Here is a 20,386-nt window from a genome sequence, read left to right as displayed (position 1 = left end):
CAGGGTAGGACCGGGACGTCCGGAACGCAGACGCAGGAGGCAGGGACCATGACCACTGACGGGAACGGCGCGGCGCTCGACGGAGCGGTCGTCGCGGTGGCCGGGGCGGCCGGCCCGGCCGGCCGCGCCGCCGTACTGCGGCTGGCCGCCGCCGGCGCGACCGTCGTCGCCGCCGACGCCGACGCCGGCCGCCTCGCGGAGGCCGTCGACGCGGCCCGGTCCGCGCACGGCGACGCCGCCGTCGCCGGTGAGACCGTCGACCTGCTCGACCCGGCGGCCACCCGCGCGTGGGCGGCGCGCACCGAGGAGGAGTTCGGGCGGATCGACGGGCTCGTCCACCTCGTCGGCGGATGGCGCGGCGGCAAGACCTTCGCCGACACCGACCTCGCCGACTGGGAGGTGCTGGACAAGCTCCTCGTCCGCACCGTGCAGCACACCTCCCTCGCCTTCCACGAGGCGCTCGGGCGCAGCGACCGCGGCCGGTTCGTCCTCGTGAGCCAGTCCGGCGCGAGCAACCCCACCGAGGGCAACGCCGCGTACGCCGCCGCCAAGGCCGCCGCCGAGGCGTGGACCCTCGCGCTCGGCGACGCCTTCCGCAAGGCGGGGGGCGAGGACGGCCCGACGGCCGCGGCTACGATCCTGGTGATCAAGGCACTGGTGCACGACGCCATGCGCGCCGAGCGCCCCAACGCGAAGTTCGCGGGCTTCACCGACGTCACGGACCTGGCCGATGCCATCGTCGGCGTCTGGGACCGGCCCGCCCAGGATGTGAATGGACAGCGCCTGTGGCTGACCCCCAAGCCGTGACCCCGGCCCTCCCGACCCGTACCGACGCGCGCCGCCACCACGACCCGTCCGTGCGCGGGTTCGCGAGCGACAACTACGCCGGGGCCCACCCGGAGGTTCTCGCCGCGATAGCCCTGGCCAACGGCGGCCACCAGGTCTCCTACGGCGAGGACGAGTACACCGACCACCTCCAGCGGGTCATCCACAGCCACTTCGGCCCCACAGCCGAGGCGTTCCCGGTGTTCAACGGCACCGGCGCCAACGTCACCGCCCTCCAGGCCCTCACCGACCGGTGGGGCGCGGTGGTCTGCGCCGAGAGCGCCCACATCAACGTGGACGAGGGCGGCGCGCCGGAGCGCATGGCCGGGCTCAAGCTGCTCACCGTGCCGACGCCGGACGGCAAGCTCACCCCCGAGCTGATCGACCGGCAGGCGTTCGGCTGGGACGACGAGCACCGCGCCATGCCGCAGGTGGTGTCCCTCGCGCAGAACAGCGAGCTGGGCACCGTCTACACGCCCGACGAGATCCGGGCCATCGTCGAGCACGCCCACGGGCTGGGCATGAAGGTGCACGTCGACGGCGCGCGGCTGGCGAACGCGGCCGCCTCGCTGAACATGCCGATGCGCGCGTTCACCAACGCGGTCGGCGTCGACGTGGTGTCCCTCGGCGGCACCAAGAACGGCATGCTCTTCGGCGAGGCCGTCATCGTCCTCGACCCCGAGGCCGGCCGGTACATGAAGCACCTGCGCAAGATGTCCATGCAGCTGGCCTCGAAGATGCGCTTCCTGTCGGTCCAGTTCGAGGCGCTGCTCGCCAAGGACCTGTGGCTGCGCAACGCCCGGCACGCCAACGCCATGGCGCAGCGGCTCGCGGAGGGCGTCCGCGCGGTCGACGGCGTGGAGATCCTCTACCCCGTCCAGGCCAACGCCGTCTTCGCGCGGCTGCCGCAGGAGGCGACCCTGCGCCTGCAGAAGCGCTTCCGGTTCTACTTCTGGAACGAGGCGGCCGGCGACGTGCGCTGGATGTGCTCCTTCGACACGACCGAGGACGACGTGGACGCGTTCGTCCTCGCGCTGAAGGAGGAGATGGCCCGCTAGGGCCGTTACCACCCGGCACGACGAGAGCGGCCGGCCGGGACGTCATTCGACGTCCCGGCCGGCCGCTCTCCGCCGTTCTAGCGCAGCTCCGCCGGGGAGGGCGCCGTGCCGCCGAGGTGCGCCGGGATCCACCAGGTGTCCTCCGCGTCCCGGGGGCGCACGGGGTAGGCGCGCTGCGCCGCCTCCAACAGCTCCTGCACCCGCTCGCGCAGCCGCCGCGTGAGGGCGCCGGCGTACTGGTCGGGCGAGGCCTCCAGCGGTGCGCCCACGCGGATGGTCACCGGGATGTGGCTGCGCTTGAAGTTGCGCGGGCGTCCCTTGGTCCACATCCGCTGCGTCCCCCACAACGCCATGGGGATCAACGGCACGCCGGCCTCCTGCGCCAGCCGCACCGCACCCGACTTGAAGCCCTTCAGCGTGAACGACTGGGAGATGGTCGCCTCGGGGAACACGCCCACGATCTCGCCGGAGCGCAGCGAGTCGAGCGCGTGCCGGTAGGCCGCCTCGCCCTGCTCGCGGTCGACCGGGATGTGCTTCATGCCCCGCATCAGCGGTCCGGAGATCTTGTGGCGGAACACCGAGTCCTTGGCCATGAACCGGACCAGGCGCTTCTGGGGGAGCGCGGCGAGGCCGGTGAAGATGAAGTCGAGGTAGCTGATGTGGTTGCTCACCAGCACCGCGCCGCCGGAGCGGGGGATGTTCTCCGAACCCTGTACGTCGATCTTGAGGTCGAGCGCCTTGAACATCGTGAGCGCGGCGCCGATGACCGGCCGATAGACGAGTTCTGCCATCGGGAGAACACCCTTCTCTTCATCTACGTCCGGGGAGGGTTCTCCCGGCGGAAGTTACGCAGCCGTAGGTTTTCGGCCCGGGGCCGATGCTGCCCCATGAGCAGCGCGCAGGCCAGCCCGGACGGGCGTCAAGGACCGTAAACCCGGCGAGATACTCGTCACGTCCCCGCCGCGCGGGCCGACGGCGGGAATCCGCCCGGCCGCACGGGTGCTGTACGGAGCCGTACGGGGGCGGAACGACACGACGGAGGCGGGCACGGTGGCGGTAGGGGACGACGCGCGGGAGCACGGCGGGCGGACGCCCGACGGGCGGGCCCTGGACGCCGCGGAGTTGGGCGCCCCGCTGGGGGAGCGGGCGACGCTCGTACAGTTCTCGACCGCCTTCTGCCAGCCCTGCCGGGCGACCCGGCGGGTCCTCGCCGACGTCGCCGGCATGGTCCCGGGAGTCGCCCACGTCGAGGTGGACGCCGAGCGGAACCTCGACCTCGTCCGCGAGCTGCGCATCACCGCCACCCCCACCGTGCTGGTCCTGGACGCCGTCGGCCGCGTCGTGCGCCGGGGCGCCGGGCAGCCGCGGCGGGCCGACGTGATCGCGGCCCTCGGCCGCGCCCTCGACGTACCCACCGACACACCGGCCGAACCCGCCGGGGACCCGACCGGTGCTTCGGATACCCCGGCCGGCTCCTCCGATGCCTCCGTCGGCACCAGCGCCGCCCCCGACGCCGTCGACGCCGCCCAGGCCGGTACCAGCGCCGCCCCCGACGCCGGGCCGAACGCCCCCGTTCCCGGTCTCGCCGACCTCGCCGCAGCCCCGGCCGACCCCGTCACCGGTCCCGCTGTCGGCTCCGCCGCCCCGGCCGGCCCCGTCACCGGTCCCGCTGTCGGCTCCGCCGCCCCGGCCGGCACCAGTGCCGACCCCGCCGCGCCGGCCGCCCCCGCCGCCGGTCCCGCCGACCCCGCTGACCGGCCGTGATGCACGTCCCATTGCCCCGCGCGGCCTTGACGGCGGCGGCCGCCGCTCGACAGGCTGGCGCCGTGGCGTACGAACTCCTTCTCCACGGGCGGGTCCACCTCGACCCGGCCCGCAACGCGAGCGCGCTCTGTCCCGGTGTCTGAGCGACGACAGACCACCGCCCGGCACGCACGCCCCCTGCAGAAGGACAACTCCATGACCGCCACTCCCGCTCCCGCCGCCACTCCCTCACGCACCGTGCCCTCCGCCCGCGCCGCCGCGCCTGACGGCGCCGCCGGTCCGGAGCTGCTGCGCTCGGCCTTCCGCCGGCACGCCGCGGGCGTCGCGGTGGTCACGGCCCCGGGTGGCGCGGCGCACGGCGGCGGCCCCGTCGGGTTCACCGCCAGCTCCCTGACCTCCGTCTCCGCCGATCCGCCGCTGCTGTCGTTCGGCATCGGCACCGGATCGTCGAGCTGGCCCGCCGTCCGCGCGGCGACCCACGTCGGCGTGCACCTGCTCCGTGAGCAGCAGCACGAGTTGGCCGCCACGTTCGCGCGCAGCGGCGCCGACCGCTTCGCCGCGCCGACCCGCTGGCGGACCGGACCCGAGGGCGTCCCGGTGCTGGACGGCGTCCTGGCGTGGCTGGTGTGCCGGATCGTGGGCCGCGTCCCGGCGGGGGACCACCGCATCGTCGTCGCGGAGGTCGTCACGGGCGACCCGGCGGCCAGCGCGGGCCGTCCCCTGCTGTACCACCACGGGCGCTTCAACGCTCTCCGGGACTGAGAAATCCCGGTTACTCAGCGTTGGCAAGGTCACAGTGCAAAGCGCTTGCTCAGGGGGAAGGCTCCCGGTGTACTGACGAGTAATATTTCGTTGCGGGGCGGCCGCCCCGAGCGGAAACCGCCCCATCAGGCGCCTATGCTGCGTGCAACAAGGCAGCCCAGTAATGACGATGCAGTAGGAGAGCCGGCGTGAGCTTGAGGATCGTTGTCTGTGTGAAGTACGTGCCCGACGCCACCGGCGACCGGCACTTCGCCGATGACCTGACCGTCGACCGCGACGACGTCGACGGCCTGCTCTCGGAACTGGACGAGTACGCCGTCGAGCAGGCCCTGCAGATCGCCGACGAGGCCGACGACGCGGAGGTCACCGTCCTCACCGTCGGTCCCGAGGACGCCAAGGACGCCCTGCGCAAGGCGCTGTCGATGGGCGCCGACAAGGCCGTCCACGTCGAGGACGACGACCTGCACGGCACCGACGTCATGGGCACCTCGCTGGTGCTCGCGAAGGCCATCGAGAAGACCGGTTACGACCTGGTCGTCTGCGGCATGGCCTCCACCGACGGCACCATGGGCGTCCTGCCGGCCCTGCTCGCCGAGCGCCTGGGCGTCCCGCAGGTGACCCTGCTCTCCGAGGTCTCCGTCGAGGGGGGCGCCGGTGGAACGGTCAAGGGCCGCCGCGACGGCGACGCCGCGACCGAGCAGCTGGAGGCGTCCCTCCCGGCCGTCGTGTCCGTGACCGACCAGTCGGGCGAGGCGCGCTACCCGTCCTTCAAGGGCATCATGGCCGCCAAGAAGAAGCCGGTGGAGTCCCTGGACCTGGGCGACCTGGACATCGACGCCGACGAGGTCGGCCTCGAAGGCGCCTGGACGAAGGTCGACTCCGCGACGGAGCGCCCGGCCCGCACGGCCGGCACGATCGTCAAGGACGAGGGCGAGGGCGGCAAGCAGCTGGCCGAGTTCCTCGCGGGCCAGAAGTTCATCTAGGGCTCGCGCAGAGCCAACTGACCGCCCCCTCAGACTTCGCATTCGCAGGAGAGCAATCCCATGGCTGAAGTTCTCGTCTACGTCGACCACGTGGACGGCTCCGTCCGCAAGCCCACCCTGGAGCTGCTGACGCTCGCGCGCCGCATCGGCGAGCCCGTCGCCGTCGCTCTCGGCGCCGGCGCCGAGGCCACCGCCGCCACGCTCGCCGAGCACGGCGCGACCCGCGTCCTCACGGCCGACGCCGCCGAGTTCGCCGACTACCTCGTCGTCCCGAAGGTGGACGCCCTCCAGGCCGCGTACGAGTCGGTGTCCGCCGCGGGTTCCCCGGCCGCCGTGCTCGTCCCGTCCTCCGCCGAGGGCAAGGAGGTCGCGGCGCGCCTCGCGGTCCGCATCGGCTCCGGCCTCATCACCGACGCCATCGACCTGGAGGCCGGTGACGAGGGCCCGGTCGCGACGCAGTCCGTGTTCGCCGCCGCGTTCACCACCAAGTCCCGCGTCAGCAAGGGCACCCCGGTCATCACGGTCAAGCCGAACTCGGCCCCCGTCGAGGCCGCCCCCGCCGCGGGCGCCGTGGAGGCCCTCTCGGTCTCCTTCTCCGAGAAGGCCACCGGCACCAAGGTCGTCTCCCGCACCCCGCGCGAGTCGACCGGCCGCCCCGAGCTGACCGAGGCCGCGATCGTGGTCTCCGGCGGCCGCGGCGTGAACGGCGCCGAGAACTTCGCCCTCATCGAGGGCCTGGCCGACTCCCTCGGCGCGGCCGTCGGCGCCTCCCGCGCCGCCGTCGACGCCGGCTGGTACCCGCACACCAGCCAGGTCGGCCAGACCGGCAAGTCGGTCTCGCCGCAGCTGTACGTCGCCACCGGCATCTCCGGCGCCATCCAGCACCGCGCCGGCATGCAGACCTCGAAGACCATCGTGGCCATCAACAAGGACCCCGAGGCCCCGATCTTCGACCTGGTCGACTACGGCGTGGTCGGCGACCTCTTCGAGGTCGTCCCGCAGCTGACCGAGGAGATCAAGTCCCGCAAGGGCTGAGCTGCCACGTCTTCACGGCCCGGGGCCGCGCGGTGTCCACCGCGCGGCCCCGCGCCGTTCCGGGAGACCATTGACGCAGCTCAGCCGCCCCGGATAACTTCACCATACGGATTGTTGATTCCGGGAAGCGGAAATTGCTCCGCAATCGGTCACGGTGGAGGGTCACGGGTCATGGGTCAGCAGGAGCAGGTGGCGACAAGCCTCGCCGGCGCGGTCAGCGAGGGCGTGAGTGCCTCCCTCGCCTCGGTGGACGCGGAGCTCGCGCGCCGCTACCCCGGCGACCCCGGCACCCGTCAGCCGGTCCACACCGTCTACGTCCCCGGCGACGCCCACACCGCCGACACCCTCCGCTCCTGGGGCGACCGGGCGCTCGCCGCGCTCGACGAGCACGCCCCCGACGCAGCCTCGCTCGCCGCCGTCCTCGGCCTGCCCGACGAGCTGGCCGGGCCCGTCCACGACCGCGTACGCGCCAAGCTGGAGCGCGAGCCCGTCGAGGACCTCCGCATCGACTTCGAGGACGGCTACGGCGGCCACACCGACGCCGACGAGGACCGCGACGCCGCCCGCGCCGCCCGGCTGGTCGCCGAGGCGTACGAGAACGGCACGGCCGCGCCCTACATGGGCATCCGCATGAAGTGCATGGAGGCCGCCGTACGCGACCGGGGCATCCGCACCCTCGACGTCTTCCTCACCGGCCTCATGGAGGCGGGCGGCCTGCCCGACGGTCTCGTCCTCACCCTCCCGAAGGTGACCTATCCCGAGCAGGTGGCGGCGATGGTGCGGCTGCTGGAGGAGTTCGAGAAGGCCCGCGGCCTGCGGCCCGGCCGCATCGGCTTCGAGATCCAGATCGAGACCAGCCAGGCCATCCTCGGCGCCGACGGCACCGCCACCGTCGCCCGCATGATCGACGCCGCCGGCGGCCGCGCCACCGGCCTCCACTACGGCACCTTCGACTACAGCGCCTGCCTCGGCGTCTCCGCCGCCCACCAGGCCAGCGACCACCCCGCCGCCGACCACGCGAAGGCGGTCATGCAGGTCGCGGCCGCCGGCACCGGCGTCCGCGTCTCCGACGGCTCCACCAACGTCCTGCCGGTGGGCAGCACCGAGAACGTCCACAACGCCTGGCGGCTGCACTACGGCCTCACCCGCCGCGCCCTGGCCCGCGCCTACTACCAGGGCTGGGACATGCACCCCGGGCACCTGCCCACCCGGTACGCCGCCGTCTTCGCCTTCTACCGCGAGGGGTACGAGCAGGCCGCCGCGCGCCTCGCCGCCTACGTCGGCCACGCGGGCGGTGAGGTCATGGACGAACCCGCCACCGCCAAGGCGCTCAGCTCGTACCTGCTGCGCGGCGTCGACTGCGGCGCCCTCGACGCCGCCGAGGTCGCCCGCCTCACCGGCCTCACCCGCGCGGACCTGGACCGCTTCGCCGCCCCGCGGCGCGGCGACCTCACGGCGACCGCCCCGCAGTGACCCGCTGGTGACGGACCCGTGGTGACCCGCCGGTGACGGACCCGCGGTGACCCGCCGGTGACGGACCCGCGGTGACCTGACGGTGACGGTCCCGCGCCGGGGCCGTCACCCCTGCCCCCGTAGCCTGTACGCGTCCACCACGCGACGAGGAACGGGGCAGCGGTTGTCTTCGGGGGAACACCAACTGATCGCCGGCCGGTACAGGCCGGTACGGCAGCTCGGGCGGGGCGGCATGGGCGTCGTCTGGCGCGCCGTCGACGAGGTGCTGGGCCGTGAGGTGGCCGTCAAGGAGCTCCGCACGTACACGGACTCGTCCGGCCCCGAACTGGCCGAACTGCGCGTGCGCATGCAGCGCGAGGCCCGCGCCGCCGCGCGCGTCCGCCACCCCGGGGTCATCGCCGTCCACGACATCGCCGACCACGAGGGCCGCCCGGTCATCGTCATGGAACTGGTCGACGGGCCCTCGCTCGCGGACGTGCTCGCCGAGCGCGGCACCATGGACCCCCGGGAGGCCGCCCGCGTCGGCGCGGAGGTCTCGGAGGCCCTCGCCGCCGCCCACCGGGTCGGCGTCCTGCACCGCGACGTCAAGCCCGGCAACGTCCTGCTCGACCGCACGGGCCGGGTCGTCCTCACGGACTTCGGCATCGCCGCCATGGAGGACCCCGACGACGGCGCCGCCACGCACCTCACGCGCAGCGGCGAGCTGGTCGGCTCCCTCGACTACCTGGCGCCCGAGCGCGCCCAGGGCCAGGACCCCGGCCCGGCCTCCGACGTGTGGGCGCTCGGCGCGACCCTCTACGCGGCGGTGGAGGGCGCCTCGCCCTTCCGCCGCACCTCGACGTGGTCGACGCTCACCGCCATCGTCGCCGAACCGCTGCCGGAGCCGCACGGCGCCGGCCCCCTCGCCCCGGTGTTGCGGCAGCTGATGGCCAAGGACCCGGCCCACCGCCCGGACGCCGCCACGGCCGCCCGCCTCCTCGCCGGGGTGGCGGACGGCGCGGGCGGGCCCGGGGCCTACGTACCGACGGAACACACGGCGCTGCCCCCGCAGGGCTTCGGCCCGCCGCCGCGGGCACCGCAGGGGGAGCAGGCACCGCAGGGGGAGCAGGCACCGCAGGGGCCGCACGGGTGGCAGGGCCACGCCGCGTCACACGGCCCGCCCGGGGCGCGGGGGTCGCAGGGGCACCCCACGGCGCAGGACAATGCCGGGAACGCCGCCGGGACCGGCCCCGGCGGCGGCTTCGGGGCCCCTGCGTCCGGTCACCCGGGAGCCGGTCACCCGGCGGCCGGACCGGCCGCGGCAGGCGCCCAGCCGGTGCCCGGCGTGGGAGCGGTACCCGGGACCGGAGCGGTACCCGGGGCGGACCGTCCCGGCTTCGGCGCTCCCGGCTTCGGCGCTCCCGCCTTCGGGGCGGCCCACGCCGGTGGGTTCGGCGGGCCCGCCCCCCTTCCCGGACAGGCCCCGGCGGCGTCCGGTGCGGACGGGACGAGCGGCGCCGGCACCTCCGACGGTGGCCGCGCCGCCACGCGCGCGGCGCGTTCCCGCTCCCGCGCCGGACGGTCGCGCGCCGTGGTCGCGGCGGCGGTGGCCGCCGTCGTCCTGGCGGGCGGCGGCGTGACGTACGCCCTGGTGGACCGCGAGGAGGCGCCCGAGGGCGGCCAGGTACTCACCGGCGGGCAGGTCACCGCCGAGCCGGCCCCCTCGGTCGACGACGACGGCATGCCGCTGGCCCCGGCCGCCGACGCGTCCCCGTCCACGAGCACCGTGCCGAGCACCGACCCGCGCCCTTCCCCGTCGCGGACCGGGGCGCCCTCCCCGTCACGGGCGGCGGCCGCGCCCGGCCCCGGCGGCGGGTCCGCAACCGGTGGCGCCGACGGCGGGACGACCGGCGGGACCACCGCGGGCGGGTCCACCGGCGGCACGACCGGCGGGTCCGCCACGGGAGAAGGCTCCGGCACCACCGGCGGAGGCGGCGCCCAGGCGCCGGCCTGCCACCCCATCGGCGGCGGCAAGTACAACTGCACCGTCTGGCGCACCGCCACCTCCTACCGGGGCGACGGCAGCCAGGCCGGCGTCCTCAACGCCGGTACCAACTACTTCTACTGCCAGTCCGACCTGGGCCGCCGAGAGACGCACGGCGAGTGGACCAACGTCTGGTGGGCGAAGACCGACGACGACAGCGGCAACACCGGTGTCTGGGTCAGCGACGTGTACGTCCGGGGCGGCGACAACGACGCCCCGCTGCCCGGCCTGCCGCACTGCTGACCGCCTGCCCGCCCGGTGTCCGCCCGCCCGGCGTCCGCCCGGCCGGGTCCGGTGGACTCCTCCCGTCGGGTGCGGCGGACCGTGGTCGAGCGCGGCGGGCTCAGGCGGGCTCAGGCGGGCGGGACCTCGCCCGAGCCGCGCGCGATCAGCGTCGTCGGCAGCTCGACCCGCGCGGGCGCCTCGGGCAGCCCTTCGAGGCGGCGGAACAGCCGTTCCGCCGCCGTGCGGCCCAGCGCGGCGGCGTCCTGGGCGACGACCGTGATCCCCAGCAGGTCCGCCAGCTCGATGTCGTCGAAGCCCACCAGGGCGACCGGCCGAGCACGTCCGGACAGCTCCCGCACGGCGGTCACCGTCACGCGGTTGTTGCCCGCGAAGAGGGCCGTGACCGGCTGCGGGCCGTCCACCATCGCTGCGACCGCATCGCGGACGCGCCCGGGATCGGTGGAGCCGAGCGACACCCACGCGTCGTCGACCGGGAGCCCCGCGTCCTCCATCGCCGCGCGGTAGCCGCGCAACCGCTCCACGGCGGTGTGGATCCGCGGCTGGTCGCCGATGAACCCGATGCGCCGGTGGCCGTGGGCGACGAGGTGCGCCACACCTCCGCGGGCGCCGCCGAAACTGTCTGTGAGCACCGCGTCGGCCTCGATCCGCCCCGCCGGCCGGTCCACGAAGACGGTGGCGACGCCCGCCCTCATCTCCGGCTCCAGGTAGCGGTGGTCGTCGCCCGCCGGGATCACGATGAGGCCGTCCACGCGGCGCGCGCACAGCGCCAGCGCCAGCTCCCGCTCCCGGTCCGGGTCCTCGGCGCTCGACCCGTTGATGAGCAGCGCGCCGTGGGCCCGGGCGACCTCCTCCACGGCCCGGCTCAGCGGCCCGTAGAAGGGGTCGGCGAGGTCCTCCAGGACCAGGCCGACCGAGGCCGTGCGACCCTTGCGCAGCACCCGCGCGCTGTCGTTGCGGCGGAACCCGAGCGCCTCGATGGCCTCCTGTACACGGCGCTCGGTGTCGGCGGTGACGCCCGGCTCGCCGTTCACCACCCGTGACACCGTCTTGAGCCCGACGCCCGCCCGGGAGGCGACGTCCTTCATGGTGGGCCGGTTGCCGTAGCGGTGGTCGGGGTGGCGGGTGGTCTCGGCCACGGTGCGCGGTTCCTGTCCGGTCGGGGGCGGGTCGGGGCGGTTCGGTGCCGGTCGGTCGTCGGGTCCGGGTCCGTGTCCGGGGTCCGGGGTCCGGGGTCACGGTGTGCGAGGGGTGTGGCGTCGAGCATATGCCCTGGACAACGTTGTCATCGCCCGTGAGACTGACAGAGCGGCAGAAGGGCCGCCGGTCCGGGACGTCACGGGGGAGAGCGACAGCCATGCACGTGGAACCGCGGCACCATGCCTCGACGGGACACTCGGCCGGATCTCCGAGCGCGTCCTCGGCCGAGTCTCCGAACGGTTCCCCGGCCGGGCTCCCCGCCGACCCACCGGGCGACCTCGTCGCCGCCCTGGACATCGGCGGCACGAAGATCGCGGGGGCCCTGGTCGACGGCGGTGGCCGGATCCTCGTCCGGGCGCGCCGCCCCACCCCCGCCCGCGAGGACGGCGAGACCGTGATGGCGGCCGTCGCCGACGTGCTGGCGGAACTCGCGGGGTCGCCGCTGTGGGCGCGGGCCGGCGCGGTGGGCATCGGCAGCGCCGGCCCGGTGGACGCGTCGGCGGGCACCGTCAGTCCGGTCAACGTGCCCGGCTGGCGCGGGTACCCGCTCGTCGAGCGGGTCCGCGCGGCCGGCGGCGGCCTTCCGGTCGAGCTGGTCGGCGACGGCGTCGCCATGACGGCCGCCGAGCACTGGCAGGGCGCTGCCCGGGGCCACGACGACGCCCTGTGCCTCGTCGTGTCGACCGGCGTGGGTGGCGGCCTCGTCCTCGGCGGACGCCTGCACCCCGGCCCGACCGGCAACGCCGGTCACATCGGCCACATCAGCGTCGACCTGGACGGGGACCCCTGCCCCTGCGGGGGACGCGGCTGCGTCGAGCGCATCGCCAGCGGACCGAACATCGCGCGCCGCGCCCTCGGGCTCGGCTGGCGCCCCGGGCCGGACGGCGACGCCACGGCGACCGGTGTCGCCGCCGCCGCCCGCGCGGGAGACCCGGTGGCCAGGGCCTCCTACGAGCGGGCCGCGCGGGCCCTGGCGGCGGGGATCGCGGCGACGGCGGCGCTGGTGGAGGTGCGCATCGCGGTGGTCGGCGGGGGAGTGGCGGGCGCGGGCGACGTGCTGTTCGCGCCGCTGCGGCGGTCGCTGCGGGAGTACGCGACGCTGTCCTTCGTCCGTGACCTGGTGGTGGTTCCCGCCTCGACCGGTACGGACGCGGGACTGCTGGGCGCGGCGGCGGCTGCGTTCGGCACCCGGCCACGGGGCACGGCCCTGCGCTGAGCGGCGCGGGCCCGACACCCGCGCGCTGTGCCGAGCGGCGCGGGGCCGCCCCGCGCGCAATGCCGAGCGGCGCGGGGCCGACTGCGCCCGGCGCCGAGCGGTGCGCGCCCGGGTGGCGAGGCACCGTGCCGTGCGCCCGGAGCCGCGGGCCCCTGACGCGTGCCGGGAGCGGCGCGGGCCCGGGGCCGCGCCGGTCAGGGGCGCAGCGCCCGGTGGTGCGGCTCCGCGGGCCGCTCGCTCACGCGCCGGGGAAGCGCCGCACGTACCGCTTCTGCCACGGGGTCTCCACCGCGCGCGGGTGGTACCACCGCCGTACGAACTCCACCGCCCGCTCCGGTGGGACGCCGTCCAGGACCGCCAGGCAGGCCAGTGCCGTACCGGTCCTCCCGCGGCCCCCACCGCAGGCCACCTCCACGCGCTCGGCCTCCGCACGTGCCCACGCCTCGGCGAGCACGTCACGCGCCTCCGCCCGGTCGGCGGGCAACCGGAAGTCGGGCCACCGCAGCCACCGGGTTTCCCACGGTGTCTCCGGCGGGCGCTCGCCGAGGAGGTACACGCCGAACCGGGGCGCCGGCCCGTCGGGCAGCGGCCGGCGCAGCGCCCGCCCGCGCACCAACCGACCGGAGGGGAGCCGCAGCACACCAGGCCCACCGTCCTCCCACGCCCCGTCGACCCCGCCGGCGCCGCTCACGCCGCGCGACCCGTCCATACCCCTCGCCCCCTCCTCCACCGGACAACGCCGCACGCGCCCGGGCCGCCGCGACCGCCGCACCCGCGAGACCGCCGCACCCGCCGCCGCGCGACCGCCGCATCCGCCGGGCCGGCCGTATCCGTCGCGACCGTACCGCGCCGCCCGCCCCCGTCGTCCGGCAACGACGGGACGCGCACGCCCCAGCCGTCCCCCGCCCCCCCCCACGGTCCCGGGCACCCCGGCCGTCGCTGTCGCCCCGCCTCCCTCTCTGTGCTGCACTGGAGTGAGGCAGGGAGTCGGACCGTTGGACACGTCGCGCGCGCGAGGACCGTTCGGCGTCGCCATCGCCGCGGTGGCGGCCGTCGCGGTCGTCCTCGCCCTGGTACTCGCCGGCTGCGGCACCGGCGACCGGAACGGCCCGGCGCCCACGACCACCCCGCCCGCGCCGACCTCGTCGGTGCCCTCCGCCCCCGCCGTCTCGCCGTTCACCGGTCTGCCCGGGCGGACCGGGCCCGTCCTCGCCGTGAAGATCGACAACGTGGGCGCCGCCCGTCCCCACACCGGGCTCGGCGCCGCCGACCTCGTCTACGTCGAGCAGGTGGAGGCCGGGCTCACCCGGTTCCTCGCGGTGTACGCCTCGCAGCAGCCGCCCAGGATCGGGCCGGTGCGCAGCGCGCGCGAGTCGGACGTGGAGCTGCTGCGCCAGTTCGGGCGCCCGGCGCTGGCGTACTCCGGGGTCCGCAGCGCCCTGAAAGGGTTCCTCCGGGAGGCGCCGTTGTACGCGCTGCCTCCCGAGCGGGCCCCCGCCGCGTACACGCGAGCCCCGGACCGCCCGGCGCCGCACAACCTCTACATCGACGCCGAACGGGCCCTCGCCGCCGCCCCGTCGGCCGGTACCGCGCGGGACATCGGCTTCCGCTTCGGCCCCGCGCCGGCCGGCGGGCGCCCCGTGGACCGGCACACCGTCCGCTTCCCCGCCGCCCGGTACGCCTTCGACTGGTCCGCCGCCGAGCAGCGCTGGCTGGTCTCCATGGACGGCGCCCCCGCCCGGACGACGGACGACGGACGCGTCGGGGCGAAGACGGTCGTCGTCCAGTACGTCGGCATCCGTCCCTCGACGTTCCGGGACCGCGGCGGGAACGTCACCCCCTACACCGAGACCGTCGGCTCCGGCTCCGCGCTGGTCCTGCGCGATGGCAAGGGGTACGACGCCCGCTGGAGCCGCCCGTCCGCCACCGGCGGCACGACCTTCACGACACCCGCCGGCGACCCGCTCGCCTTCGCGCCCGGCCCCGTATGGATCGTGCTGGCCGCCCGCTGACAGGACCGCCGACCGGCCCCGCGCGATCCGGACGGATCCACCGGATCCGGCCAACTCGGCGGCGTTCGCGGGACGCGCCGGTGTACGTCCCCGCCGGGAAGGCCCGCGGGCCCCGGACCGTTACGGCCACGCGCCCGGCGGCCGCGGGTTTCCGTGGCAGGGTGTTGCGGGCAAGCCACTGGGGGCCAACGGAAGAGGGGGAACCGTGATCGTCTGGATCAACGGTGCGTTCGGCGCCGGCAAGACCAGTGCCGCGCGCGAACTGGTCGACCTGATACCGAACAGCACCCTGTACGACCCGGAGCCGATCGGCGGGGCGCTGACGCTGCTGCTCCCGCCCGACCGGCTCGCCACCGTCGGGGACCACCAGGACCTGGCCATCTGGCGCCGCCTGGTCGTGGACGCCGCGGCGGCGCTGTACGCCGAGGTCGGCGGCGTCCTCGTCGTACCGATGACCGTGCTGCGTCAGGAGTACCGCGACGAGATCTTCGGCGGCCTGGCGGCCCGCCGGATCCCCGTCCACCACGTGGTGCTGACCCAAGACGAAACGATCCTGCGCGGGCGGATCGAGGGGCGCGCCGACCGTCCCGACGATCCGGACGCGGACGAACGGGTCCGCAAGTGGTGCCACGAGCACGTCGCGGCGTTCCGCGCCGCGCTCGACGGGTGGCTGGGGGCCGACGCGTACGCCGTCGACGACGGTGCGCTGACCCCCGAGGCCACGGCGAAGGTCATCGCGGACGCCGTCCGCACCGGTGCGGCGGGGACGTGCGGCATCGTGCAGACGCCGGAGCCGACGGGCGAGACGCTCGCGGCGGGGGTGCTGCTCTTCGACGACGCCGACCGCGTCCTGCTCGTGGACCCCACGTACAAGCCGGGGTGGGAGTTCCCCGGCGGCGTCGTCGAACGCGGGGAGGCGCCCGCGCGCGCGGCGATGCGGGAGGTCGCCGAGGAGACCGGCCTGGAGCTCGCCGCCGTCCCGAGGCTCCTCGTCGTCGACTGGGAGCCGCCCCGGCCACCCGGCTACGGCGGGCTCCGGCTCCTCTTCGACGGCGGTCGGCTCAGTGGCGCCCAGACCGACCGCGTGCTGCTGCCCGGCGCGGAACTGCGCGGCTGGCGCTTCGCCAGCGAGAAGGAGGCGGCCGACATGCTGCCCCCGGTCCGCTACGAACGCCTGCGCTGGGCACTGCGCGCCCGCGAACGGGGCACGGTCCTCAACCTGGAGGCCGGCGTCCCCGTCGGCTGACCCCGGGCCGCGCCCCCGCCGGCGGGGTCCGCCCGGCCGCACCCGGCGCCGGCCGGGCCCACCCGGTCCGGACCCGTCGGCCGCCCCGGCCGCCCCTGCCGGCCGGCGCCCGCGGGAGATCCGCCCGCCGCTCCCGACGTCACGCCGACGTACGCCGGGCCGGGAACCGCGCCGCCGGACCGCCCCGCACCACGCCCGGCGGGCGGTCCCGGTCCGGCGCCGGCCCCGTACGCCGGGCGCAGCCGAGCCGTACGGGAGGCCCGTGCGGCTCCGTGCGGCGGGCCACCCCGGGGCGGCTGCCGTGCCGGGCCGAGCTTCCTCCGGCCGGGGCGGCGGGGGTCGGTGGGGGAGGCAGGGGCCCCGGTGCGACAGGACCGGCGGGGCCGGCAGGGGCGCCCGTCACGGAGGGCGGGGCGAAGCGGCACGGGTGACGGGCGAGGGGGCGGGGTTCGGGGCCGGGTCATGGCTCCGACGCCACGGGGGCGGCCCGCCCGGACCGCCCCCGCCACGCTCTGTGTGAGTTGCGCCGGGAACTCAACCCCGCTTCGACGCCGCGTAGTTGACGAGGAACAGCGCCTCCGCCACGGACATCCGCTCCAGCTCCTCCGGCGACACGCTCTCGTTCACCGCGTGGATCTGCGCCTCCGGCTCGCTCAGGCCGATCAGCAGGATCTCCGCCTCCGGGTACAGCCCGCCCAGCGTGTTGCACAGCGGGATCGAGCCGCCCATGCCCGCCGCCTGCATCTCCTCGCCCGGGTAGGCCGCCGCCAGGGCGTCGGCCATCGACGTGTACGCCGGGCTCGCGACGTCCGCCTGGAACGGCTGGCCCTGACCGATCTGCTCCACGCTCACGCGCGCCCCCCACGGGGTGTGCGCCCGGAGGTGCGCCGTGAGCAGCTTCGTCGCCTCGGCGGCGTCCTGGCCGGGCGGCACCCGCAGGCTGATCTGGGCGCGGGCCGTGGCCTGGACGGACGGGGTGGCCCCGACGACCGGCGGGCAGTCGATGCCGATCACCGTGACCGCCGGGCGCGCCCAGAGCCGGTCGGCGATGCTGCCGGAACCGATCAGTTCCACGCCCTCCAGCACCTTCGCGTCCCGCCGGAAGTCCTCCTCCGCGTACTCCAGCCCCTGCCACTCGGCGTCGGCGGCGAGGCCGTCGACGGTCGTCGAGCCGTCCTCGGCGCGCAGCGAGTCCAGGACGCGGATCAGCGCGGCCAGGGCGTCCGGCGCGGCGCCGCCGAACTGGCCCGAGTGCAGGTTGCCCCCGAGGGTGTCCACCCGGACCCGCAGCATGGTCATCCCGCGCAGGGACGCGGTGACCGTGGGCAGGCCGACGCGGAAGTTGCCGGTGTCGCCGATCACGATCGCGTCGGCGGCCAGCAGCTCGGGGTGGGCCTCGGCGTACCGCTCCAGACCGCCCGTGCCCTGCTCCTCCGAGCCCTCGACGACGACCTTGACGCCGACGGGTATGCCCCCGTTCGCCTTCAGGGCCCGCAGCGCGAGCAGGTGCATGATGAACCCGCCCTTGCAGTCCGCCGCGCCCCGCCCGTACCAGCGGCCGTCGCGCTCGGTCAGCTCGAAGGGCGGCGTGTCCCAGCCGGCCGGGTCCAGCGGCGGCTGCACGTCGTAGTGCGCGTACAGCAGCACGGTCGGGGCACCGGCGGGACCGGGCAGGTACCCGTACACGGACTGGCTGCCGTCCGGGGTGTCCAGGAGGGCGACCTCGGTGAAGCCCTCGGCGCGCAGCGCGTCCGCCACCCAGGCGGCGGCGGCCTCGCACTCGCTCGGGGGGAACTGCGCGGGGTCCGCCACGGACTGGAACGCCACCAGCTCCGAGAGCTCCGCCTTGGCGCGGGGCATCAGCGAGGCGACGGTGGCGGCGATCGGCTCGGCGATCGGCTGGGCGGTCATGGCACGCTCCTGTGGGTGCGACAGCGGTACGTCGGGCGTCGCGGCGGTGTGTGCGGCGAACGCGCGTCCGATCCTCGCACAGGAGGGTCGGGGCGATGCCCCGTAGGATGCGGACGAGAGCTTGGATCACGGGTCGGGACCGGGAGCGTAAGCACATCGTGAGCAGCGAGAACGTGTGGGATGTCGTCGTGGTCGGCGCAGGGCCGGCAGGAGCGTCCGCGGCCTATGCCGCGGCAGTCGCGGGCCGTCGCGTGCTGCTCCTGGAGAAGGCCGAACTGCCCCGCTACAAGACGTGCGGCGGCGGCATCATCGGCCCGTCGCGCGACGCCCTGCCGCCCGGCTTCGAACTGCCCCTGCGCGACCGCGTGCACGCCGTCACCTTCTCGCTGGACGGCCGCTTCACCCGTACCCGCCGCTCGAAGCGGATGCTGTTCGGCCTCGTCGACCGGTCCGAGTTCGACGCCCGGCTGGTGGAGCACGCGCGGGCGGCCGGCGCCGAGGTGCGCACCGGCGTCGCGGTGGCGCGGGTGGAGCAGCACGGCGCCGCGGTACCGGACCGGCGTACCGTCGCCGTCGTCCTGGCCGACGGCGGGACGGTCCTCACGCGGGCCGTGGTCGGGGCCGACGGCAGCGCCAGCCGCATAGGGGCGCACGTCGGGGTCAAGCTCGACCAGGTGGACCTGGGCCTGGAGGCGGAGATCCCCGTGCCGTCCTCCGTGGCGGAGGACTGGGCGGGGCGGGTCCTGATCGACTGGGGGCCGATGCCCGGCAGTTACGGCTGGGTCTTCCCGAAGGGCGACACCCTGACCGTCGGCGTGATCGCGGCGCGCGGCGACGGCGCCGCCACCAAGCGGTACCTGGACGACTTCGTCGCCCGGCTCGGCCTCGCCGGTTTCGAGCCGGCCGTCTCGTCGGGCCACCTGACCCGCTGCCGCAGCGACGACTCCCCGCTCTCCCGCGGCCGGGTCATCGTCTGCGGCGACGCGGCCGGCCTGCTGGAGCCGTGGACCCGCGAGGGCATCTCCTTCGCGCTGCGCTCGGGACGGCTCGCGGGAGAGTGGGCGGCCCGCATCGCCGAGGCGCACGACGCGGTCGACGCGCGCAGACAGGCCCTGAACTACGCGTTCGCCATCAAGGCGGGGCTCGGCGTCGAGATGGCGGTCGGGCGCCGGATGCTCGCCGCCTTCGAACGCCGCCCCGGCCTGCTGCACACGGCGGTGACCGGGCTTCGGCCCGCGTGGCGGGCGTTCACCGACATCACGCGCGGTGCGACGACGCTGGCCGGGGTGGCGCGCACCAACACCCTGGCGCGCCGCGTCCTCGACGCGCTGGACCGACGCCACCCGCCCACGGGCCCGGAACGCCCGGACACCACGACGGACACAGCGGACCCGGCCGGCCGGTAGGAGCCCGCCGCCGGGCACGGGCCGCCGGCGCCACGGGCCGGGGGAGGCCTCCGCCCGCACCACGGTGCGGGTGGCCGGGACGGAGCAGGCGGGGCCAAGCGTCAGGCCGGGTCAGGCGTCAGGCCGGGCCGAGGACGCAGAACTCGTTGCCTTCCGGGTCGGTCAGCACCTGCCACGGGAAGCCGCCCCGGCCCGCGTCGGCGGGCGTCGCGCCGAGGGCCTCGAGCCGGGCCACCTCGGCCGCGTGGGCGTCACGGTCGAAGGGGTGGGGCGCCAGGTCGAGATGGGCGCGGTGCCGCAGGTCCTTCAGATGGGGCGTGCGGAGGAACTCGAGGTACGGGCCGACACCCTCGGCGGAGCGCAGCAGCGCGTGGTCGTCGGTCACCTCGTGCACAGTCCAGTGCATCGCCTCGCCCCAGAAGCGGGCCATGGCCCCGGGATCCGCGCAGTCGACGACCACCGCGGCGATCGGCCCGGTGTCCCGGTGGGTCTCCCGGGGCTCCAGGACGCAGAACACGTTGCCCTCCGGATCGGCCAGCACGGTCCGCGGGGCGTCACCCCTGCCCGTGTCGGCGGGCGTCGCGCCGAGCCCTCTCAGGCGCGCGACCAACTCCGCGTGATGGGCCGCGGAGGTGGTGGCGAGCTCGATGTGCGCGCGGTCCCGCACGGTTTCGGGGTCGGGGACGGCGACGACGTCGACGCGGACGGCGGCCGGGTCCGGCCAGGCGGAGTCCACGGGCGCGACGCTCGTCGCACCGGGTCCCCCGCTGGAGACGCTCCAGCCGAGCGCCTGCCCCCAGAACCGGCCCAGCGCGGAGTCGTCCCGGGCTTTGAGGTTCACCTCGAAGAGTCGCAGCGCCATGGCGACGACCCTAGCGCCCGGGCCCGGCGCAGCCCCCGCCACGCCGCGGAGCCGTGCCCTCCGCCCGGTACGCCGAGCCGTGCGGCCCCTCGTCCGGGCGTCCCCGCCGCGGGTGCCGGCGGCCGAAGCGCCACAGCACCCGGACCGCCCGTACCGCGAACGCCAGCCCCGCCGCCGACGAGGCGGCGACCAGCAGGCCGCGCTGCACCGCGCGTGACGGCTCCAGCAGCAGCACCGGCGAGGCGACCAGGCAGAACACCGCCGCCGCCAGAAGGGCCCCGGTCACCACGGCGTACCCGATCTCCACCGTCACCGCGTCCCGCCGCATCTGATCCGGCGTCACCCGCGTCGCCTCCGCTCCGGCCGC

17 protein-coding genes and 1 pseudogene are annotated in these 20,386 nt (G+C 75.9%); 12 read left to right on the top strand and 6 right to left on the bottom strand.

The window, feature by feature from the left end; translation table 11 throughout:
• Window positions 1–48 precede the first annotated feature (48 nt).
• Complete coding sequence (locus tag NRO40_RS02915; protein ID WP_058940380.1) at window positions 49–807, top strand: SDR family NAD(P)-dependent oxidoreductase; 759 nt, start codon at window positions 49–51, stop codon at window positions 805–807.
• Entirely contained in the window at window positions 804–1,883 is a 1,080-nt protein-coding gene (locus NRO40_RS02910; protein WP_058940379.1) for a threonine aldolase family protein, read from the top strand. Before NRO40_RS02915 ends, NRO40_RS02910 begins: the two co-directional genes overlap by 4 nt.
• A gap of 77 nt (window positions 1,884–1,960) precedes the next feature.
• Here the strand turns inward: NRO40_RS02910 and NRO40_RS02905 are convergent, their stop codons facing one another.
• Window positions 1,961–2,674, bottom strand: coding sequence for a lysophospholipid acyltransferase family protein (locus NRO40_RS02905; protein ID WP_058940378.1), 714 nt, complete (start codon window positions 2,672–2,674; stop codon window positions 1,961–1,963).
• 259 nt (window positions 2,675–2,933) lie between these two features.
• Here NRO40_RS02905 and NRO40_RS02900 point away from each other — a divergent pair.
• From NRO40_RS02900 to NRO40_RS02875, 6 genes and pseudogenes are all read left to right on the top strand, one after another.
• A pseudogene (locus NRO40_RS02900) lies at window positions 2,934–3,287 on the top strand (TlpA family protein disulfide reductase); the annotation flags it as partial.
• Window positions 3,288–3,842: 555 nt separating this feature from the next.
• The gene (locus NRO40_RS02895) at window positions 3,843–4,409 is read left to right on the top strand and encodes a flavin reductase family protein (RefSeq protein WP_058940377.1); all 567 of its coding nucleotides are present in this window, start codon (window positions 3,843–3,845) and stop codon (window positions 4,407–4,409) included.
• Window positions 4,410–4,597: 188 nt separating this feature from the next.
• Window positions 4,598–5,392 (top strand): electron transfer flavoprotein subunit beta/FixA family protein, encoded by a 795-nt coding sequence (locus NRO40_RS02890; protein ID WP_058940376.1) that lies wholly within the window; start codon window positions 4,598–4,600, stop codon window positions 5,390–5,392.
• Between the two features lie 60 nt (window positions 5,393–5,452).
• Window positions 5,453–6,427 carry an electron transfer flavoprotein subunit alpha/FixB family protein gene (locus NRO40_RS02885; RefSeq protein ID WP_058940375.1) on the top strand — a complete coding sequence of 325 codons (975 nt, stop codon included), beginning with the start codon at window positions 5,453–5,455 and terminating at the stop codon, window positions 6,425–6,427.
• Between the two features lie 171 nt (window positions 6,428–6,598).
• The gene (locus NRO40_RS02880; protein WP_058940374.1) at window positions 6,599–7,900 is read left to right on the top strand and encodes a DUF6986 family protein; all 1,302 of its coding nucleotides are present in this window, start codon (window positions 6,599–6,601) and stop codon (window positions 7,898–7,900) included.
• A 163-nt stretch (window positions 7,901–8,063) separates the two neighbouring features.
• The gene (locus tag NRO40_RS02875; protein WP_058940373.1) at window positions 8,064–10,166 is read left to right on the top strand and encodes a serine/threonine-protein kinase; all 2,103 of its coding nucleotides are present in this window, start codon (window positions 8,064–8,066) and stop codon (window positions 10,164–10,166) included.
• A 110-nt stretch (window positions 10,167–10,276) separates the two neighbouring features.
• Here NRO40_RS02875 and NRO40_RS02870 read toward each other — a convergent pair whose 3' ends face one another.
• Window positions 10,277–11,305, bottom strand: a complete 1,029-nt coding sequence (locus NRO40_RS02870) for a LacI family DNA-binding transcriptional regulator (RefSeq protein WP_058940372.1) — start codon at window positions 11,303–11,305, stop codon at window positions 10,277–10,279.
• 218 nt (window positions 11,306–11,523) lie between these two features.
• Here NRO40_RS02870 and NRO40_RS02865 point away from each other — a divergent pair, with 218 nt between their 5' ends.
• Entirely contained in the window at window positions 11,524–12,582 is a 1,059-nt protein-coding gene (locus NRO40_RS02865) for an ROK family protein (RefSeq protein WP_079046783.1), read from the top strand.
• A gap of 238 nt (window positions 12,583–12,820) precedes the next feature.
• Here the strand turns inward: NRO40_RS02865 and NRO40_RS02860 are convergent, their stop codons facing one another.
• Window positions 12,821–13,291 (bottom strand): phosphatase domain-containing protein, encoded by a 471-nt coding sequence (locus NRO40_RS02860; protein WP_058940371.1) that lies wholly within the window; start codon window positions 13,289–13,291, stop codon window positions 12,821–12,823.
• Between the two features lie 286 nt (window positions 13,292–13,577).
• Here NRO40_RS02860 and NRO40_RS02855 point away from each other — a divergent pair, with 286 nt between their 5' ends.
• Both NRO40_RS02855 and NRO40_RS02850 read left to right on the top strand, forming a co-directional pair.
• Window positions 13,578–14,594: a DUF3048 domain-containing protein gene (locus NRO40_RS02855; protein WP_058940370.1), complete on the top strand. Its 1,017-nt coding sequence runs from the start codon at window positions 13,578–13,580 to the stop codon at window positions 14,592–14,594.
• A 205-nt stretch (window positions 14,595–14,799) separates the two neighbouring features.
• Window positions 14,800–15,840, top strand: coding sequence for an NUDIX hydrolase (locus tag NRO40_RS02850; RefSeq protein WP_058940369.1), 1,041 nt, complete (start codon window positions 14,800–14,802; stop codon window positions 15,838–15,840).
• Window positions 15,841–16,374: 534 nt separating this feature from the next.
• Here the strand turns inward: NRO40_RS02850 and NRO40_RS02845 are convergent.
• The gene (locus NRO40_RS02845) at window positions 16,375–17,751 is read right to left on the bottom strand and encodes a dipeptidase (protein ID WP_058940368.1); all 1,377 of its coding nucleotides are present in this window, start codon (window positions 17,749–17,751) and stop codon (window positions 16,375–16,377) included.
• A 158-nt stretch (window positions 17,752–17,909) separates the two neighbouring features.
• On the opposite strand from NRO40_RS02845, the gene NRO40_RS02840 reads away from it, so the two are divergent.
• A complete protein-coding gene (locus NRO40_RS02840) occupies window positions 17,910–19,157 on the top strand; it encodes a geranylgeranyl reductase family protein (protein WP_058940367.1) in 1,248 nt (415 codons plus the stop codon).
• A 118-nt stretch (window positions 19,158–19,275) separates the two neighbouring features.
• Here the strand turns inward: NRO40_RS02840 and NRO40_RS02835 are convergent, their stop codons facing one another.
• Both NRO40_RS02835 and NRO40_RS02830 read right to left on the bottom strand, forming a co-directional pair.
• Window positions 19,276–20,019 (bottom strand): VOC family protein, encoded by a 744-nt coding sequence (locus tag NRO40_RS02835; RefSeq protein WP_058940366.1) that lies wholly within the window; start codon window positions 20,017–20,019, stop codon window positions 19,276–19,278.
• Between the two features lie 10 nt (window positions 20,020–20,029).
• Window positions 20,030–20,362 (bottom strand): DUF6332 family protein, encoded by a 333-nt coding sequence (locus NRO40_RS02830; protein WP_198549247.1) that lies wholly within the window; start codon window positions 20,360–20,362, stop codon window positions 20,030–20,032.
• Window positions 20,363–20,386: the final 24 nt, after the last annotated feature.

The sequence above is a fragment of the Streptomyces changanensis genome (assembly GCF_024600715.1).
GTDB classification, from domain to species: Bacteria; Actinomycetota; Actinomycetes; order Streptomycetales; family Streptomycetaceae; genus Streptomyces; species Streptomyces changanensis.
The sequence above is the reverse complement of the archived record's forward strand: the minus strand, read 5'-3'. Positions and strand labels throughout refer to the sequence as shown.

Excerpts from the sequence above, each read along its gene's own strand:
- NRO40_RS02915 (WP_058940380.1), top strand. The coding sequence starts at position 49 with ATGACCACTGACGGGAACGGCGCGGCGCTCGACGGAGCGGTCGTCGCG.
- NRO40_RS02905 (WP_058940378.1), bottom strand. The coding sequence starts at position 2,674 with ATGGCAGAACTCGTCTATCGGCCGGTCATCGGCGCCGCGCTCACGATG.
- NRO40_RS02895 (WP_058940377.1), top strand. The coding sequence starts at position 3,843 with ATGACCGCCACTCCCGCTCCCGCCGCCACTCCCTCACGCACCGTGCCC.
- NRO40_RS02885 (WP_058940375.1), top strand. The coding sequence starts at position 5,453 with ATGGCTGAAGTTCTCGTCTACGTCGACCACGTGGACGGCTCCGTCCGC.
- NRO40_RS02880 (WP_058940374.1), top strand. The coding sequence starts at position 6,599 with ATGGGTCAGCAGGAGCAGGTGGCGACAAGCCTCGCCGGCGCGGTCAGC.
- NRO40_RS02865 (WP_079046783.1), top strand. The coding sequence starts at position 11,524 with ATGCACGTGGAACCGCGGCACCATGCCTCGACGGGACACTCGGCCGGA.
- NRO40_RS02860 (WP_058940371.1), bottom strand. The coding sequence starts at position 13,291 with ATGGACGGGTCGCGCGGCGTGAGCGGCGCCGGCGGGGTCGACGGGGCG.
- NRO40_RS02845 (WP_058940368.1), bottom strand. The coding sequence starts at position 17,751 with ATGACCGCCCAGCCGATCGCCGAGCCGATCGCCGCCACCGTCGCCTCG.
- NRO40_RS02835 (WP_058940366.1), bottom strand. The coding sequence starts at position 20,019 with ATGGCGCTGCGACTCTTCGAGGTGAACCTCAAAGCCCGGGACGACTCC.